The organism is Paraburkholderia aspalathi, from assembly GCF_905220735.1.
Lineage (GTDB): Bacteria > Pseudomonadota > Gammaproteobacteria > Burkholderiales > Burkholderiaceae > Paraburkholderia > Paraburkholderia aspalathi.
The window spans coordinates 631,623-648,374 of record NZ_CAJNBA010000003.1 but is presented as its reverse complement, the minus strand read 5'-3'; the positions used below and the strand labels follow the sequence as shown (position 1 = coordinate 648,374).

The following is a 16,752-nucleotide window of genomic DNA, read 5'->3' as shown; positions in this document are numbered from 1 at the left end:
CGCATTCTCTGATATGACTGATCGAGCAATTATAGACTGGCCTGCCTGGACCGATTCGCCGCCAGGGCGCTACGTACTCGAGTGGGAACAGACCCAGCTCGATCGCGTGGTGTCCGACGTGTTCGGTTACCATGCGCTGCAACTCGGCCTGCCGCAGCTCGACGCGTTGCGCGAGAACCGCATGCCGTGCCGCGGGCTTGTGCTCGACGCAGCGAGCGGCGCGAGCGCGCCCTACACTTTTCCGCGCGGCCTCGGGCGCGCCGGGAACGGCTCGGGCAAGAACATGGGTAACAGCGCCGCGCAGGGTCTGCCCGCGGGTTTGCCTGCGCCCGCTGGGCGCAGCGCGGTCTGGTGCGATCTGCTCGACTTGCCGTTCGAAGCACAAAGCGTCGACCTGATCGTGATGCCGCATACGCTGGAATTCACGAGCGACCCGCACCGGCTGCTGCGCGAAGCGGAGCGCGTGCTGATGCCCGAAGGGCAGTTGATCATTCTCGGCTTCAATTCGCTGTCGCTGTGGGGCGCGCGCCAATCGGTCGGCAAGATGACCGGCCGGCCGTTCGTGCCCGCCGCAGTCGACCTGATCGCCTTCACGCGCCTGAAAGACTGGATCAAATTGCTGGGTTTCGACCTTGAACGCGGGCGCTTCGGCTGCTATCGTCCGCCGCTCGGCAGCGAACAATGGCTGTCCCGCTATGGCTTCATGGAAGCCGCCGGCGACCGCTGGTGGCCGATTTTCGGCGCCACCTACATGATCAAGGCGATCAAGCGCGTGCGTGGCATGCGCCTCGTCGGCCCGCTGAAAGTGAAGAAACCTGTCCTCGCCGCGGGCCTCGCGCCCGCCGCCACTCCGAACACACGCAACCACACTCAATGACTCCCGACATCATCGATATTTACACCGACGGCGCCTGCAAGGGCAACCCCGGCCCTGGCGGCTGGGGCGCGCTGCTGCGCTTCGGCGATCAGGAAAAAGAACTGTTCGGCGGTGAGCCCAACACCACCAACAATCGCATGGAACTGATGGGCGTGATCGGCGCGCTCGAGGCGCTCAAGCGCCCCTGCAAGGCCGTCGTGCACACCGACTCGCAGTACGTGCAGAAAGGCATCAGCGAATGGATTCACGGCTGGAAGAAAAAAGGCTGGATCACCGCCGCGAAGCAACCGGTGAAGAATGCCGATCTCTGGAAACGGCTCGATGCGCTCGTCGCGCAGCACGAAATTGAATGGCGCTGGGTGCGCGGTCACAATGGCCACCCGGAAAACGAACGCGCGGATCAACTGGCCAATCGCGGCGTCGCGTCACTCGCGGAAATGTGACGCGTGCCGTGACGCCCGCGGCGACACCTACGCGCGCGCCCTTCTTTTTTGCTGATTTTTTTAGAGCAGGCTAATCCGACATGCGTCAAATCATCCTCGACACCGAAACCACCGGCCTGAATGCACGAACCGGCGACCGGATCCTTGAACTCGGTTGCGTCGAAATGGTGAACCGCCGGCTCACGGGCAACAACCTGCATTTCTATATCAACCCGGAACGCGAAAGCGATCCGGGCGCTTTGGCGGTCCACGGGCTGACCACGGAGTTTCTGAGCGACAAGCCGAAGTTCGCCGAGATTGCCGATCAGGTTCGCGACTTCATTCAGGACGCGGAGCTGATCATTCACAACGCGCCGTTCGACATCGGCTTTCTCGATGTCGAATTTGCGTTGCTGGGTTTGCCGCCGGTGAAAACCTACTGCGGCGAGATCATCGATACGCTCGCACGCGCCAAGCAGATGTTCCCGGGCAAGCGCAATTCGCTCGACGCACTGTGCGACCGCTTCGGCATCAGCAACGCGCACCGCACCTTGCACGGCGCACTGCTCGACTCGGAACTGCTTGCCGAGGTTTATCTGGCGATGACGCGCGGCCAGGAAAGCCTTGTCATCGACATGCTTGGCGATTCGCACGGCGGCGGCGATGCGAGCGCACCGCGCATCGCGATCGATTCGCTGAATCTGGTCGTGATCGCCGCGAGCGACGACGAAGTCGCCGAACATCAGGCCGTGCTCGACGGTCTCGACAAAGCGGTCAAAGGCACGAGCGTGTGGCGTCTCGAAGCGGCCCCGGCTGCGGCCGCGGATGAGCAAACCGCTTAAAAAGTACTAGACGAGTCGAAAAATCCCTGACATAATTCGGCTCTCTTCGGGTGGTTAGCTCAGCGGTAGAGCACTGCCTTCACACGGCAGGGGTCACAGGTTCAATCCCTGTACCACCCACCAGATTCGCTGGTTCCCGAAGAACCACAAGAGAAAGCCCTTAGACGAAAGTCGAGGGCTTTTTTGTTTTTGCTTCTGTTTTTCCTAGGCATGCGCGCACCGGATTGATCACATCTGCACCCGTTGGTACGCATCTGCGCCCGCTCTACTTCGAAGTCAACACCGAACTTTCGTACGATTGCGGCGGCCAAATACTGCTGATATAGTCAGCTTTCGGGCACTTGCCCCGTCCATTCCTTCACTTCATTCGACTACAGGGAGGCGTCACATGTTCGCAGTGCATATCGCTCTCCCTGGGATGGCCTCACGACCATTCTCGCGACTTTAAGTTTGTCGCGTTGTCGCTCACGCGGTGCTGCCTGATCAGGCGTTCCGCGCAATTCCCAGACAGTCCGTAGTCCCATTGCCGGCATTGCTGTCAACACAGCGCGGCTCGCTTGACTGTCTCTTCCTTTCGCTTCTTGACTGGAACCTCGGTGCGCTCACGCGCCACCGGGTCGTGGCAAATGACTAGAAAAAAACTCGACTTTCGTGGACAAGCCTTCAAGGACGTCCTCGGCTTTACCTTCCGTCACTGGGCCAAACAGCCCTGGCGCATCTTCGTCACTGCGGCGTTGGTGCTGCTCTCGGCATTGGCCGACGTACTCACGCCGATGTTCGCCGGACGGCTCGTCGACGCGATCGCATCCGGCTCCGCCGGCGATGCCGTCGCGTGGCACGCGGCGATCACGGCCTTCTGCGTGCTGGGCGCGCTCGGGCTCGGCGCCACGCTGCTTCGTCAAGGCGTGTTCTTCAACCTCATCAGGCTGACGCTCAAGATGATGAGCGAGATCGCCGGCAACGCCTTTCATCGCGTGCAGCGTTTTTCGACAGACTGGCATGCCAACAGCTTCGCCGGATCCACCGTGCGCAAGATCACGCGCGGCATGTGGGCACTCGACCTGCTCAACGACACGTTGCTGGTCGCGTTGCTGCCGTCGCTGGTCATGCTGGTCGGCGCAACGGTGCTGCTCGGCTGGCGCTGGCCGATGATGGGCGCGGTTGTCGGTATCGGTTCGGTGCTGTATATCGCGGTGACCGTGGCGCTGTCGCTCGGCTTCGTTGCGCCCGCCGCGCGCCTCGCTAACGCGTGGGACACACGCATGGGTGGCGCCCTCGCCGACGCGGTCAGTTGCAACGGCGTGGTAAAAGCGTTCGGCGCCGAAGATCGCGAAGAAGCCCTGCTCCAGCGCGTGATCGTCAAGTGGCGTCATCGCACGCGCCGCACGTGGATTCGCGGCACGATCAACGGCGGCGTGCAAGGCAGCATGCTGGTGGCGATTCAGGCCGCCATTCTCGGCGTCGCGTTGCTGTTGTGGGTGCGCGGCGAAGCGAGTGTCGGCGACATCACCTTCGCGCTGACGATGTTCTTCATGCTGCAAGGCTATCTGCGCGACGTGGGCATGCACATCCGCAACCTGCAGCGTTCGGTCAACGACATGGAAGAACTGGTGTCGCTGGAGAGCCAGCCGCTGGGTATCGAAGACCGTCCCGGCGCAGGCCCGATCGCGATCGGCAAAGGCGAAATTCGCTTCGAGCACGTTACCTTCCACTACGGTGCGAAGGCCACGCCGCTCTACGACAACTTCTCCGTGCACATCGCGCCAGGAGAACGCGTCGGACTGGTCGGACATTCGGGTTCGGGGAAGACGACTTTCATCAAGCTGATCCAGCGGCTCTACGACATTTCAGAAGGCCGGATCACGATCGACGGTCAGGATATTGCCCGTGTGCAGCAGGCGTCGTTGCGCAGCCAGATCGCCATCGTTCAGCAGGAGCCGGTGCTGTTTCACCGCTCGCTGGCGGAGAACATCGCCTATGCACGGCCCGACGCGAGCCGTGCCGAGATCGAACGCGCCGCGAAGCTCGCGAGTGCGCACGGCTTTATCTCGGCGCTGCCTCAAGGCTACGACACGCTGGTGGGCGAACGCGGCATCAAGCTCTCGGGTGGCGAACGTCAGCGCGTCGCGATCGCGCGGGCGTTTCTCGCGGACGCGCCGATCCTGATTCTGGACGAAGCGACTTCGAGCCTCGATAGCGAAAGCGAAGTGCTGATCCAGCAGGCCATGGAACGGCTGATGATGGGCCGCACGACGCTGGTGGTGGCGCACCGCCTCTCCACCGTGCGAGCGCTGGACAGACTGCTGGTGCTGGACAAGGGCAAGGTCATCGAGGAAGGCAGTCACGAGGCGTTGATCAGACTCGAGAACGGCTTGTACAGGCGCTTGTTCGAACGTCAGGCGCTGGAGTTGATCAAGGGCCTGGGAGATTCGGAGGTCGCGCACAAGACCAATGCCGTGAAGGCGAATCGACTCGATGATTCGGACTTGCTAGTCGAGAAGTAAATTGCGAAGCAGTGTGCGGGACGTCCTGCAGAAGCCGCCGTAACAGGCGCCTTCTGCAGGCTTATCGGCACGCTTATGCACACTCACGCACACACGGCCTACACGACGCCTGCGGGCAGCCCGATACCACGCGCCATGCCAGTCGCCGCGAACACCATCAACACCAGCAGCACGGTCTGGATCACACTGAAACGCGCATACGTACGCGCCTTTCGCAAATCAGGCGTGGCGCCTTTTCTGATGCTGGCGCGCCAGCGCATCAGGCCGAGCATCGTCGGGACTTCGAGAATGAGGATCAGCACGAGCAGCGTCATCTTCAAGTGAAAGAGCGGCTCATGCAGGTAGTAGTCGGCGCCCTTTTCGAAACCGCCGAAGACGCGCATCAGACCGGTGACGATCAGCACTAAAGCCGAAAGACCCCAGCGCGAGTCGGAGCGGAATACGGATCGCAGCGCAGCAGGCACGCTGGCTCGCCGAAGTGACCAGGTGCGCCGGAGAATCGACGCGAGGGCGAAGCCATAAGCAAGTAGATGAAGGGCGGCAAGCAACCAGCGAACCAGCATAGCGACTCCTGCAAACGACGCAATACGATCGATGTATCTCTCACTCGCCCACTGAAACGCCGGGCGGCACTTTTTCTTACATGTCTTATTATCGACTACCGCACTTTACGACGTCTGCTTCGCCCGCGCGTTGTAGCTGACCGAACGAAGCAACAGTTTCAGACTTGCCGCAACGATGTGTCGAGCGCTCGCGCGGCGACCCGATCGCCCTCGGTAGTCAGCGCGGTGCGGAACACGGTTTGCCGGTTGTGGCCCGCCGCAGCCGGCGAATCCCACAGCAATTCGATTTTCGGACGTCGGCCGAAGCCGCCGCGCACCAGCGCAGGCGCGCCGACCGAACCGAGCGGCGCCGCAGGTCCACCCGCCTCGCCGGCAACACCGAACGCCACCGCAGGCGCAGGCGCCGACGGCGCGCTCATGCCAGGGGCCGCCGCCCAGCGCACGGACAATTCGCGGGCGTCGTACTGCCCTACCTTGCGACGCTCGGCCCAGACGACCACCGTGCGTGTGGCCGGATCGAGCGCGACCGCATAGCGGCCGATCGCAAAGCGTCGCGCGGCGATATTGGTTCGCCACAGCGCGCGCGGCCGGCAAATCCACACGACCGCCGCGTACAAAGCCGGTGCCGCCAACAGCCAGCCGTTGGTGGCCGCCACCGCCTGCGCGGCGCGCCGCCAACCGGCGCTCGCCGCAAATGCGCCGACCGACCAGACAGCAAACAGGAATCCGAGGAAAGCAAACAGACGCACTGCCTGCCGCAACCATTGCGGCAGCGGATGCAACGGACGCTCGGCCACGGCGCGGGCGCCCGGCAGGAAGATCAGCAGGAACAGGAACACCAGGTTGATGCACGCCCACGGCGAAGACACCATCGCCGACAACGACGCGCCCAGGTCCATCTGCGCCATCGAAAAAAGCCAGCGAGTGAGGAGCACGAGACCGATGGCGCGCAGCGCGAAAATCATTCCGGCGCCGGGCGCCGCGTTCGCACGCGTCTCTTTCGTTCTCGCCAAAGCATCCTCCTGTCGTCGACGGCGCCGCAGCCAGATTTGCGGCAGGGCCATTATAGGGATATTACCGAGACAGGCTCATGCTTGCCGGTCCCAAAACCGTACTTTCTGCCGCATACGCGCAAAATCGCGGCGCGCATGCAACAACGCCCCGCAGGCGAGATGCACGCGGGGCGTTGCTGGGGCAGCCGGACCATCGATCACTGGGCGCCGAAAGTGCGCGCCCGGCCAGCCGGTCTGGCTGCTTTTACGTACCGTACTTAGCTGGCGCTCAGCTGGCGTTAACTTCGCGCAGCACCGTGCGATGCTTCTGACGCAGCAACTCTTCGTAGGCGGCGACGTAGTTATGCGCCATCACTTTCGACGAGAAGCGCGATTCGAATGCGGCACGCACCTTGGCGCGCGGCAGCGTGTGCAGACGCTTCACTGCGGCGACCGCACTGATTTCGTCTTCGACGACAAAACCCGACACGCCGTTTTCGATCACTTCCGGCACCGAACCACGGTTGAACGCGATCACCGGCGTACCGCAAGCCATGGCTTCGATCATCACCAGACCGAAGGGCTCCGGCCAGTCGATCGGGAACACCAGTGCATGCGCGTTGCCGAGGAACTCACGCTTTTCGGCTTCGCCGATTTCGCCAATGTATTCGACGTGCGGCAGCGCCATCAGCGGCTTGATCACTTCTTCGTAATAGGCACGATCGGCCTTGTCGATCTTGGCGGCGACCTTGAGTTTCATGCCTGCCTGGCCGGCGATGCGGATCGCACGGTCGAGACCCTTCTCCGGCGAGACGCGGCCAAGGAATGCGAGGTAGCCCGGCTCGACGTCCTTGATCGGCGTGAGCACGTTTTCCGGCAGGCCGTGATAAACGGTTTGCAGCCAGTTCGCCTGTTGCAGCGGGATGCGCTGGTTGTCCGAAATCGACACCACCGGCACGTCGTTGAACGTGTTGAAGATCGGCTGCAGTTCCGGCAGATCGAGACGGCCGTGCAGCGTGGTCAGGAACGGCACCGGCTGGCGGGCGAACAGCGAGAACGGGTAGTAGTCGATGTGGAAATGCAGCACGTCGAATTCGTCCGCACGGCGGCGCACTTCTTCGAGCAGCAGCATGTGCGGCGCCATCACGTCGCGGATGGTCGGGTCGAGGCGCAATGCCTGCGGCCAGAACGCTTCGAGCTTCGCCGAGGTTTGCGAATCGCCGCTTGCGAAAAGCGTGACGTCATGGCCCTGTTCAACCAGCGCTTCGGTCAGGTAGGACACCACGCGTTCCGTCCCGCCGTAAAGCTTGGGAGGAACCGCCTCGTGCAAGGGAGCGATTTGAGCGATTCGCATAATGAAGAACTCCTCGTAAAAAATCAGGCAAAAGTACTGCGTTTGGTAAAAGCGATTCGCTTGCTCGCCAGGGCAGTCTGGCCGGATATGCCGGCGCGGGCCTGATTCTTTCGAGAAATCCTGCGATGGATCGCTTGGGTAGTGAGCCCAGATCAGCAGTTTGCTGTCTGCGCATGTGCCGGTAAACGCACACATGACACCTACGTTGACAAACTGTCAGATATTTCGGTGGGCTAGCAGAGCATGCATTATCAATGCCGGGGATCTCGCTGCACCACAACATTTCAAAGTCTTTACGTTGTTACAAAGGCGAAACACTTTACAAACCCTTGTTTTATAAGACAGTTCTACAGTAGCAACTGGCTTGCAACGCTGACCCGAATACGGCAGCTGTAAGGTCCTGAGTCAACTTTGCCGGCAGGCATTGAAGAAATGCCGCACCGCAGTTGAATGCAATTTGTAATTATATCCCGAAATATTCCGCAGCCTGCGTGAACCACCGCCCGATCGGCGGGTCGAGCAACAGTAGGTCGCGGTCGTCTATCGCGAAATCAGTCGCGCCATCGCCCGGATACACAGGGCGCAATCGCTTTTGCATGTTTACAATGCGAAGCATCGGCTTCGCGGCGAACGCTTTTGCTGTGGCCCATGCCTTGCATGCACAACCTGAAACACACCGACCTCACGATCAATTGGAACACTTAACCATCGCCCAGCGTAACGCCCAGAACGCAAAGCTTGCGAGCTATGCGCACAGGCCGCTTGCGTTTCTTTTCCGCTTTATTCGCCGCCATCCGCTCGCGCATGCGATCGTCCTGTGCAGCGTGTTCGCGGCCGTGGGCTGTGCGCTCGCTTCGCAATACGCGATCAAGCATCTGATCGATGTGCTCGGCGAAGGCCGGCATCATCCCGGTCCGCTGTGGGGCGCGTTCGCCATCCTGGTTGGTTTGATCGCCGCCGACAACCTGCTGTGGCGGGTCGGCGGCTGGGTGGCCGCGCACACCTTCGTGGCCGTGACCGGCGACCTGCGGCGCGACCTCTTCCAGTATCTAAGCGGCCATTCGCCGACTTACTACTCTGAGAAACAGCCGGGCATGCTGGCAAGCCGCATCACGGCAACCTCGAACGCGGTCTACACCGCCGAGAACACCACCGCCTGGAACGTGCTGCCGCCGTGTATTGCCGTGCTCGGCGCGATCGTCATGATCACCGCCGTGAATCCGCTGATGGCCGGCGGCCTGATGCTGTGCTCGGCCATTCTGTCGGTCGTGCTCTACAAACTTGCCGGGCGTGGCTCGGCGCGGCATCACCATTTCGCCACCAAAGCAGCGTCGGTGGACGGTGAGCTGGTGGACGTGATCAGCAACATGGGCCTCGTGCGGGCCTTCGGCATGACGTTTCGCGAGCAGCAGCGTTTCGGCGCGACCGTCAAAGCGGAGATGGAAGCGCGCCAGCAGAGCCTGCTGTATCTGGAAAAGCTGCGCCTGCTGCATGCGGTGATCACGGCGCTGCTCTCTGCCGGCTTGCTGGGCTGGGCGCTGTGGCTGTGGGATCAAGGGAAGGCGACCTCCGGCGACATCGTGCTGGTCAGCTCGCTCGGCTTCACGATTCTGCACGGCACACGTGATCTGGCCGTGGCGCTGGTCGACGTCACGCAGCACGTCGCGCGGCTCGCGGAAGCCGTTCGCACCCTGCTCGAACCGCATGGCATGCCGGACCGCGATGGCGCAACCGAGCTCGTGCCGCAAGGCGGCCGGGTCGATTTCGAAGCCGTGACGTTCGCCTATCCGCGCCGCCGGCCCATTCTCGATCACTTCGATCTGCATATCGAGCCGGGCCAGCGGGTCGGCCTGATTGGTAAGTCGGGCGCGGGCAAATCCACCGTGCTGGCGCTACTGCAACGTTTCTACGAGACGCAGGGCGGCGCCATCAAGATCGACGGCCAGGACATCGCCGCGATCACCCAGGACAGCCTGCGCCACGCAATCGCACTAGTACCGCAGGATATTTCCCTGTTCCATCGCACGGTGTATGAAAACATCGCCTACGGCCGCCCTGAGGCGACCCGGGAAGAAGTGGTCGCTGCCGCGCGCGAAGCCCGCTGCAGCGATTTCATCGAAGCCATGCCGGAAGGATTCGACACGATCGTCGGCGACCGCGGCGTCAAGCTCTCCGGCGGACAGCGCCAGCGCATCGCGATTGCGCGCGCGATCCTGAAGAACGCGCCGATCCTGCTGCTCGACGAGGCCACCTCGGCGCTCGACAGCGCATCGGAAGAAGCGATCCAGAAGGCGCTCGACCGCTTGATGGTGGGCCGCACGGTGATCGCGATCGCACACCGGTTGTCGACGCTGAATAACTTCGACCGGATCATCGTGATGAGCCAGGGCAAGGTTATCGACGACGGCAGTCCGGAAGAGTTGCGCCAGCGGCCGGGCCTGTATCGCGATCTGCTCTCGAAGCAGTACGGCAAGGGCACCACGCTGCATGTCGGCGGCAAGAAGGTGGATGAACAACACGTGGTCTAGTCAACACACCGCCTTCTGCTGCTTCAGCGAGAATCGCAGCAGCAACAAACAAAAAAGCCGCTTCCGAGCGGCTTTTTTGTTTTCCAGAGGCAATTCTAATTGGCCTCGAAACCACCTATCCGACCGTGGTTTCGCGCGCCGTCTTCTTGCCCGATCCGGCACGCACCTTCACGGTTCTGGTGCTTTTCGCACCATCGACGCGCTGAAGATCGCGCATGAAGTTGTCGCGCCACACCGATACGTTGTTCTCGCGCAATTGCACCATCATGTCGCGATGACGCGCCTGGCGCTCCACAAGCGGCATCTCCAGCGCTCTCGCCAACGCCTCGGCCATCCCGTCGATATCGACCGGATTCACGATCAGCGCACCATCCAGTTCCTGCGCGGCCCCGGCAAAGCGTGACAGCACGAGCACGCCCGGATTGTCCGGATCCTGCGCCGACACGTACTCCTTGGCGACGAGGTTCATGCCGTCGCGCAACGGCGTGACGTAGCCGACATGCGCGGTACGAAACAGCGCAGCCAGCACCGAGCGCTCGTACTGCTTATGGATGTACAGGATTGGTGTCCAGTCCAGTTCGGCAAAACGGCCATTGATGCGCCCCGACTCCCCTTCGAGTTGCAGGCGGATGTCCTGATACGCGTTCATGTCGGCCCGCGTCGGCGGTGCGATTTGGAGGAACGACACCTGGTTGCGTTGCGCGGTGAAATGTTCCAGCAAGCGCTCGAACGCGCGGAAACGTTCGACCAGCCCCTTCGAATAATCGAGGCGGTCCACGCTCATGATCAGCTTGCGCGAATGCAGTGCCGTCTTCATCGTGCGAACCGGCTTGCCGCGCTCGCCCGCCTTCGCGAGTTCGGCGATTTCGTCCGGATAGACGCCGATCGGATACGCCGCCGCGCGCAAGGTGCGGCCGAACGCATGGACGGTGAGCGGGCCGCTGGCGGATATGTCGACCGTGCCGTTCGCCTCATTGACGATGTAGTCGCAGAACGCCCGCAAATCCGGCGCGGTCTGGAAGCCGAGCAGATCGAACGAACACAGCGCTTCGACCAGCTCGCGATGCGGCGGCACCGCCAGCAATACCTGCGACGCCGGAAACGGAATATGCAGAAAGAAGCCGATGCGATTTTTCACGCCGGCCGCGCGCAACGCCTGGGCGAACGGAATCAGGTGATAGTCGTGGACCCAGATCACGTCGTCTTCGCGCAATAGCGGGACCAGTTGCTGGGCGAGCCACGCGTTGACGCGGCAATAGCCTTCGAAATCGTGCCGGTCGTATTGCAGAAGATCGGCGCGATAGTGGAACGCGGGCCACAGCGTGGCGTTCGAGAAACCGCGGTAGTACTGGTCATAATCGCGGCGCATCAGCGCGATGGTCGCGAAGGTCACCGGTCCGCGCTCTTCCACCTTGATCTGCGGCTGGCCCGAGCTCAGCACATCGCCGCTCCAGCCGAACCACATGCCGCCGGTTTCCTTCAGCGCGTCGTATACGCCGACCGCCAGGCCACCCGCCGCCGGGCCGCCCTCCGAAATCGGCGCAACCCGGTTCGATACGATGATCAGTCGGCTCATGAAGCGCGATTCCCGATGCAATTAGTCATGGTCGTTAGGGGATGGGGCGCAACCGACGGTGTCAAGATCACGCTCCGCGCGCGGCCGCGACAATCGATTCCAGCCAGTCGAGCAGCGCCGTGACCGACTCGATTCGCGTATGCGCCATCGTGTCGCCCGCGCCTACTTTGATCGACAGGCCACCGCGCTCGTTGACGACGGCAAAGCCTTTCTCGTCGGTCAGATCGTCGCCGGCAAACACCGGCGTGCGCCCCACGAACGGCGGCTCTTCCAGGAACGCGCGCATCGCGCGGCCCTTGTCGACGTCCTTCGGCTTGATTTCGTAGACCATCTTGCCCGGCTGCAACACATACGAACCGGGATAATCGGCCACCAGCCGCTCGGTCGCCTCGCGCGCCACCGGCTCGCGGTCGGGCGCGTTGCGGTAGTGCAGCGCGAGCGCCGCCCCTTTGATCTCGAGCAGCATGCCGGGATGTTCGTTGACGACCTGCGCGAGCACCTGCTCCATACGCAACAGGCGCTCGTCGTGAAAACCGATGCGCTGTGTGTCGCCGTTCGCGTCGCGCCGCTCGGCGCCATGGAGACCCGCGATCGGCAGATCGGGCATGCCGAGAAAACTGTCGATGCTGTCGATGCCGCGGCCCGACACGATCGCGACCGCGCCGTTCGTGAGACTGCGCAACTCGGTCAGCAGCCCGATCACGCGCGGTTGCACCAGCACGCCGTCCGGCGTGGGCGCGAGTTCGACGAGCGTGCCGTCGAAGTCGAAGAAAAATGCCGTCTCACCAGGAGACAGAACAGCCGGAAGTGCTTGCATCGGTTAATTTTGCCTTTCAGCCTTCTGCGGCCGGAAAAGTGTGCGCATCTTACCGCGCATCCGTCAATTTTTCGAGAAAGTAAGCCGGGACACAAGCCTGGCAGGCCGGCGCAGCCGACGCCGCTCACGATTGCGTTCAAAAAGAGAACAATCGGGCTTCAGCGAGCTTTCAGTCGCCTGCGTCAAATTGCCTCGCAAACCGCGCGCCCGCGGGCGCTGCGCGACGTCATCGGAGATTTTGCGATACAGTCGCTGCCACGCAGACCATTGCAGCGACGACGCTATTTGCACACCATGACGGGCCGCGCGCCTGGCACGAATCAACCGAGTCAGTTTACGGGCAGCGTCAGGCGCTGCTCTTCAATCGAGTCATTGAACCCTGCTTTGTTCCCCATCCTCTCGTCCCGCCACCAACAGTCGAACCTCTTAACGCCACGCCGGCCGTGGCCCGGGCGCCTGGTCGCGTTGACCGCCATGGTGGGCGCACTCGCTGCGCTAACCAGCTGCACGCATCCCGCCGAACCGTTCCAGTTGACCAACGTGACCGGCCACTTGCCGGATCTCGACTTCACGCTAACTGGCGACGACGGCCGCGCCGTAACCGGTGATTCGTTCAAAGGCCGCACGTCGCTCGTCTACTTTGGTTATACGCATTGTCCGGACGTCTGCCCAGAAACGATGGGCCGACTGATGCAGGTACTCGGCAAACTCGGCCCGGACGCGCAAAAAGTGCGCATCCTGTTCATCACCGTCGATCCGGCGCGCGACACGCCCAAAGCGCTGCATGACTACGTCGGCGCTTTCGACTCGCAGCACGCAGAGGGCCTAACCGGCACCGACTGGCAGATCGAGTCGCTCGCCAAGCGCTACCGGGTCGCCTATCAGATGGAAAAGCGCGACCCCAACGGCAACTACGAAGTCACTCATAGCTCGGCCGTCTACGTGTTCGACCCGCAAGGCCACGCGCGCCTGCTCGCCACCGATCACGATACGCCCGATGCGATCGCACAAGACCTGCGCCGCATCGTTGATGACCGTTCCTGACCTTTCTCGAGTTCACCCATGTCGATCAAGATCAAAACGTTCGCCGCACTGAGCTGCACCCTCGCCCTCTCATTCGGTTTCGCTTCGGCCGCGCATGCCGCCGGTGCGAACGCGATCAGCGTCAAGGACGCGTGGGTGCGCTGGCTGCCGAACAATCTCCCCGCCGCCGGCTACGTGACGCTGGTGAACGCGAGCGACAAGCCGGTCGACCTCGTCGATATTTCCAGCAACGACTACGGCGACGCGATGCTGCATCAAACCGTATCGAATGGCTCGACGCAAAAGATGGTGATGGTTGACAAGCTGACGGTGCCCGCGCATGGCCAGGTGGCGATCGCGCCGGGCGGCTATCACGTGATGCTCGAAGACGCGAAGCACAAGGTCGCACCGGGCGACACCGTGCATCTGACGCTGAAGTTCTCCGACGGCGAAACGCTCGATACGCCGTTCGCCGTCAAGTCGCCCGCCCAGACCAAGTAACGTCCCGCGATGAACCTGCTCTACTGGCTCGACCCCTGGGAGTTTTCGCCGACCGTCGTCATCGCCTTGCTGGTGCCGGCGATTCTTTTCGTGCGTGGTGCGCACAAAGCGAAAGTGTCGATACCCCGGCGCATTTCCTTCTGGTTCGGGCTGGTGGCGTTGTACGTCGCGCTGCATACGCGGCTCGATTATTTCTTCGAGCATGAGTTCTTCATGCATCGCGCGCAGCATCTGGTGCTGCATCACCTCGGGCCGTTCTTTATCGCCCTCTCCTATCCAGGCGCCGCGTTGCGCGCGGGCATTCCATTCAGCTGGCGGCAACGCTTCGTGCGGCCTGCGCTGGAGACGCCGGTAGTACGCAAGCTGCTCGACGTGGTGATGCATCCGGTGGTCGCCGTCACGTTGTTCGTCGGCTTGATCTACTTCTGGCTGATGTCGCCAATTCATTTCATGGCGATGCTCGACTGGCGGCTTTATCGCGTGATGAACTGGAGCATGGTGATCGACGGGCTGCTGTTCTGGTGGCTCGTGCTCGATCCGCGCCCGGCGCCGCCGGCGCGTTTGTCGCCCGGCAAGCGCGTACTGGTGGTGATTGCTGCGATTCCGCCGCAGATCATGCTCGGCGCGTTTATCTTCTTTACGCCGCGCGAACTGTATCCGATCTACTCGATTTGCGGCCGCGCCTTCACGTGGCTGAGCCCAATGCGCGATCAGCAAATCGGCGGGCTGTTGCTGTGGATTCCGGGCTCGATGATGAGCGTGATCGGCGCGCTGTTGGCGTTGCGTCACTGGATGCGCTTGTCGGCACGCGGACGGCTGCGCAGCGAGCGGCGCGTCAAGGTGACGCAAGGTTTGACGCAGCCCGCGTCAACGCCTGCGAGCAGCCAGCGCTAAGCATTCTCGAATCGATTGAAGTCGCGGCGGTTGAAGCCGGTCGGCGCGCGAACGCCGAGTCCGGTTGCGCCCTGGCTTTTCAGGCCGAACGCATCCACACGTGCGGGATGCCGTCCTCTTCGTGAATCTCCGACACCGGCGTAAAGCCGAATGCCCCGTAAAAGCCTTGCAGATGCGCCTGCGCATGCAAACGGATCGGCGTACCCGGCCACTGCGCGCGGATATGCGCGAGCGAGCGTTCGAGCATCGCGTTGCCGACGCCGATGCCGCGGAATTCCGCCGTGGTCAGTACGCGGCCAATGCGGATATCGGTGTCGTCGGCGTCCGGCAACAGCACGCGCAGATAGCCCGCGAGCGCCGGCTTCTTTTCACCGGGGCCAAAGGCAAACAGGTGCCAGGCATCTGAATCGAGCCCGTCGATATCGCCATACAAGCAGTTCTGCTCGATGACGAACACCGCGCTGCGCGCGGCCAGCATCGCGTAAACTTCCGCGGCCGTGAGGTCTTCGAACGCTTTCCAGCGCCATTCGAGTTGCGCCAGTCGCGTGGCGGCGGTTTGCTGCGGTTCAGTCATGGGAAGACTTCAAAAAGAGGTACGCCAGCAGGGATGGCGGCAATGCGAAATTATGCCGCGCGTGGGGATCTTAGGCTATGCCGCGCCTGTATTGGCGAGTTCAGCGGCGACCCATGACCGACGCCCCACCCGCACACATACTGCAGTCAGCCGCGCTCAACCGCCACGCGCCGCCCGCGCCTTCGACGCCTGTTTGTGGCTATACATCGCCGCATCGGCCGCCGCGAGCAATTCGGCGATTGATGCATGGCGCTCAGGATCGTACTGAATCTGGCCGACGCTATAGCGGATCTGATAACCACGCTGGGCCTCGGCATTGCGCTCGTCCAGCAGTTTCGTGAGACGTTGCGTGACCTCCAGCGTTTCCATGCTGCCCGAGTCGGTCAGAAGCGCGACGAACTCGTCGCCGCCGAGTCGCCCGATCACATCGCTTTCGCGCAGCGCAGAGCGCAACACCTCGGCGAAGGTCTTCAATGCGCGGTCGCCTTCCGCGTGGCCGTGGGTATCGTTAATCAGCTTGAAATCGTTCAGATCGAAAAACAGCAGCGACGCCGGTTTGTCCATCCGCTTGCAGACATTCAACGCATGTTGTGCGAGCGCTTCGAAACCGCGGCGGTTCGACAACAACGTCAGGTCGTCGAGTGTGGCCAGTTGCACCGCCACCAGTTCCTGTTCGGCCATACGCGCCAGATCGCGCAACAACTCGCGCTCTTCCTCGTCAAGGCCGCGTGGCTTTACGTCGATCAGACAAAGCGTGCCGAGCTTGCTGCCGTTCGGAACCGTAAGGGGACAGCCGGCATAGAAACGGATATTCGGATTGTTCGTGACGAGCGGGTTATCGTGGAAACGCTCGTCCGCCAGCGTGTCGGGGATCATCAGGATTTCGTCGCCGAGAATTGCGTGTGCACAGAACGACACGTCGCGAGAAGTCTCACTCGCGGTCAAGCCGACGCACGATTTGAACCACTGCCGGTCCGCATCGACGATGCTCACGAGCGCGATCGGCACGCCGAATAGCCGTTTGGCGAGACGCGTCAGCCTGTCGAAGCGCTCTTCGGGCAAGGTATCCAGGATGTTCAGCGCACGCAGTGTGTCGAGGCGGGCACTTTCATTAACGGGCGTCAGTGGGACATGCATGTCGTATTCCGTAGAGCCATGGAGGTTGACCGGCGTCGCAGGCACATAGTGTATAGCGGCATCCATACCGTCGGATTGAGCCCGGCTACTGGAGTTCCGCCTGATTGCGCCCTAATCCGGGCACGCTATCCCGGTATTGACGGTGAAT

15 protein-coding genes and 1 tRNA gene are annotated in these 16,752 nt (G+C 62.2%); 9 read left to right on the top strand and 7 right to left on the bottom strand.

The features are described from left to right. Positions 1–13: 13 nt before the first annotated feature. The 5 genes from KHO30_RS21870 (at position 14) to KHO30_RS21850 (ending at position 4,645) form a co-directional block, all read left to right on the top strand. A complete protein-coding gene (locus KHO30_RS21870) occupies positions 14–877 on the top strand; it encodes a class I SAM-dependent methyltransferase (protein ID WP_093640385.1) in 864 nt (287 codons plus the stop codon). Continuing rightward, positions 874–1,320: a ribonuclease HI gene (gene rnhA / locus KHO30_RS21865; RefSeq protein WP_093640388.1), complete on the top strand. Its 447-nt coding sequence runs from the start codon at positions 874–876 to the stop codon at positions 1,318–1,320. Before KHO30_RS21870 ends, rnhA begins: the two co-directional genes overlap by 4 nt. 80 nt (positions 1,321–1,400) lie before the next feature. Continuing rightward, a complete protein-coding gene (gene dnaQ, locus KHO30_RS21860; protein WP_211702269.1) occupies positions 1,401–2,141 on the top strand; it encodes a DNA polymerase III subunit epsilon in 741 nt (246 codons plus the stop codon). Between the two features lie 48 nt (positions 2,142–2,189). Then, positions 2,190–2,264, top strand: a tRNA-Val gene (locus KHO30_RS21855). Positions 2,265–2,767: 503 nt separating this feature from the next. Next, entirely contained in the window at positions 2,768–4,645 is a 1,878-nt protein-coding gene (locus KHO30_RS21850) for an ABC transporter ATP-binding protein (RefSeq protein ID WP_211702266.1), read from the top strand. A gap of 98 nt (positions 4,646–4,743) precedes the next feature. On the opposite strand, the gene KHO30_RS21845 is transcribed toward KHO30_RS21850, so the two are convergent. The 3 genes from KHO30_RS21845 to KHO30_RS21835 all read right to left on the bottom strand — a co-directional run bounded on the left by KHO30_RS21845 (position 4,744) and on the right by KHO30_RS21835 (position 7,554). Further along, positions 4,744–5,208, bottom strand: coding sequence for a DUF2214 family protein (locus tag KHO30_RS21845; protein WP_211702264.1), 465 nt, complete (start codon positions 5,206–5,208; stop codon positions 4,744–4,746). Positions 5,209–5,366: 158 nt separating this feature from the next. Further along, positions 5,367–6,221, bottom strand: coding sequence for a hypothetical protein (locus KHO30_RS21840; RefSeq protein ID WP_093640656.1), 855 nt, complete (start codon positions 6,219–6,221; stop codon positions 5,367–5,369). Between the two features lie 268 nt (positions 6,222–6,489). Then, the gene (locus KHO30_RS21835) at positions 6,490–7,554 is read right to left on the bottom strand and encodes a glycosyltransferase family 4 protein (protein ID WP_211702261.1); all 1,065 of its coding nucleotides are present in this window, start codon (positions 7,552–7,554) and stop codon (positions 6,490–6,492) included. 692 nt (positions 7,555–8,246) lie between these two features. Here KHO30_RS21835 and KHO30_RS21830 point away from each other — a divergent pair. Further along, positions 8,247–10,082 carry an ABC transporter ATP-binding protein gene (locus tag KHO30_RS21830; protein WP_093640662.1) on the top strand — a complete coding sequence of 612 codons (1,836 nt, stop codon included), beginning with the start codon at positions 8,247–8,249 and terminating at the stop codon, positions 10,080–10,082. A gap of 115 nt (positions 10,083–10,197) precedes the next feature. Here KHO30_RS21830 and otsA read toward each other — a convergent pair whose 3' ends face one another. After that, positions 10,198–11,658 carry an alpha,alpha-trehalose-phosphate synthase (UDP-forming) gene (gene otsA, locus KHO30_RS21825; protein WP_093640665.1) on the bottom strand — a complete coding sequence of 487 codons (1,461 nt, stop codon included), beginning with the start codon at positions 11,656–11,658 and terminating at the stop codon, positions 10,198–10,200. A gap of 67 nt (positions 11,659–11,725) precedes the next feature. Beyond that, positions 11,726–12,475, bottom strand: a complete 750-nt coding sequence (gene otsB / locus KHO30_RS21820) for a trehalose-phosphatase (RefSeq protein WP_200653102.1) — start codon at positions 12,473–12,475, stop codon at positions 11,726–11,728. A 474-nt stretch (positions 12,476–12,949) separates the two neighbouring features. Between otsB and KHO30_RS21815 the strand changes: the two genes are divergently transcribed. The 3 genes from KHO30_RS21815 to KHO30_RS21805 are packed head-to-tail and all read left to right on the top strand — an operon-like array spanning position 12,950 to position 14,893. After that, positions 12,950–13,519 carry an SCO family protein gene (locus KHO30_RS21815; RefSeq protein ID WP_244864100.1) on the top strand — a complete coding sequence of 190 codons (570 nt, stop codon included), beginning with the start codon at positions 12,950–12,952 and terminating at the stop codon, positions 13,517–13,519. A gap of 18 nt (positions 13,520–13,537) precedes the next feature. Beyond that, positions 13,538–13,999 (top strand): copper chaperone PCu(A)C, encoded by a 462-nt coding sequence (locus KHO30_RS21810; RefSeq protein WP_054036246.1) that lies wholly within the window; start codon positions 13,538–13,540, stop codon positions 13,997–13,999. Positions 14,000–14,008: 9 nt separating this feature from the next. Further along, positions 14,009–14,893 (top strand): cytochrome c oxidase assembly protein, encoded by an 885-nt coding sequence (locus KHO30_RS21805; protein ID WP_211702257.1) that lies wholly within the window; start codon positions 14,009–14,011, stop codon positions 14,891–14,893. A gap of 79 nt (positions 14,894–14,972) precedes the next feature. On the opposite strand, the gene KHO30_RS21800 is transcribed toward KHO30_RS21805, so the two are convergent. Together KHO30_RS21800 and KHO30_RS21795 are read right to left on the bottom strand one after the other, a co-directional pair. Beyond that, positions 14,973–15,467: a GNAT family N-acetyltransferase gene (locus tag KHO30_RS21800; protein WP_211702255.1), complete on the bottom strand. Its 495-nt coding sequence runs from the start codon at positions 15,465–15,467 to the stop codon at positions 14,973–14,975. A gap of 156 nt (positions 15,468–15,623) precedes the next feature. Then, positions 15,624–16,604 (bottom strand): sensor domain-containing diguanylate cyclase, encoded by a 981-nt coding sequence (locus tag KHO30_RS21795; RefSeq protein ID WP_093640418.1) that lies wholly within the window; start codon positions 16,602–16,604, stop codon positions 15,624–15,626. Positions 16,605–16,752 lie beyond the last annotated feature (148 nt).

Excerpts from the sequence above, each read along its gene's own strand:
- KHO30_RS21870 (WP_093640385.1), top strand. The coding sequence starts at position 14 with ATGACTGATCGAGCAATTATAGACTGGCCTGCCTGGACCGATTCGCCG.
- rnhA (WP_093640388.1), top strand. The coding sequence starts at position 874 with ATGACTCCCGACATCATCGATATTTACACCGACGGCGCCTGCAAGGGC.
- dnaQ (WP_211702269.1), top strand. The coding sequence starts at position 1,401 with ATGCGTCAAATCATCCTCGACACCGAAACCACCGGCCTGAATGCACGA.
- KHO30_RS21850 (WP_211702266.1), top strand. The coding sequence starts at position 2,768 with ATGACTAGAAAAAAACTCGACTTTCGTGGACAAGCCTTCAAGGACGTC.
- KHO30_RS21845 (WP_211702264.1), bottom strand. The coding sequence starts at position 5,208 with ATGCTGGTTCGCTGGTTGCTTGCCGCCCTTCATCTACTTGCTTATGGC.
- KHO30_RS21835 (WP_211702261.1), bottom strand. The coding sequence starts at position 7,554 with ATGCGAATCGCTCAAATCGCTCCCTTGCACGAGGCGGTTCCTCCCAAG.
- otsA (WP_093640665.1), bottom strand. The coding sequence starts at position 11,658 with ATGAGCCGACTGATCATCGTATCGAACCGGGTTGCGCCGATTTCGGAG.
- otsB (WP_200653102.1), bottom strand. The coding sequence starts at position 12,475 with ATGCAAGCACTTCCGGCTGTTCTGTCTCCTGGTGAGACGGCATTTTTC.
- KHO30_RS21815 (WP_244864100.1), top strand. The coding sequence starts at position 12,950 with ATGGTGGGCGCACTCGCTGCGCTAACCAGCTGCACGCATCCCGCCGAA.
- KHO30_RS21810 (WP_054036246.1), top strand. The coding sequence starts at position 13,538 with ATGTCGATCAAGATCAAAACGTTCGCCGCACTGAGCTGCACCCTCGCC.
- KHO30_RS21805 (WP_211702257.1), top strand. The coding sequence starts at position 14,009 with ATGAACCTGCTCTACTGGCTCGACCCCTGGGAGTTTTCGCCGACCGTC.
- KHO30_RS21800 (WP_211702255.1), bottom strand. The coding sequence starts at position 15,467 with ATGACTGAACCGCAGCAAACCGCCGCCACGCGACTGGCGCAACTCGAA.
- KHO30_RS21795 (WP_093640418.1), bottom strand. The coding sequence starts at position 16,604 with ATGCATGTCCCACTGACGCCCGTTAATGAAAGTGCCCGCCTCGACACA.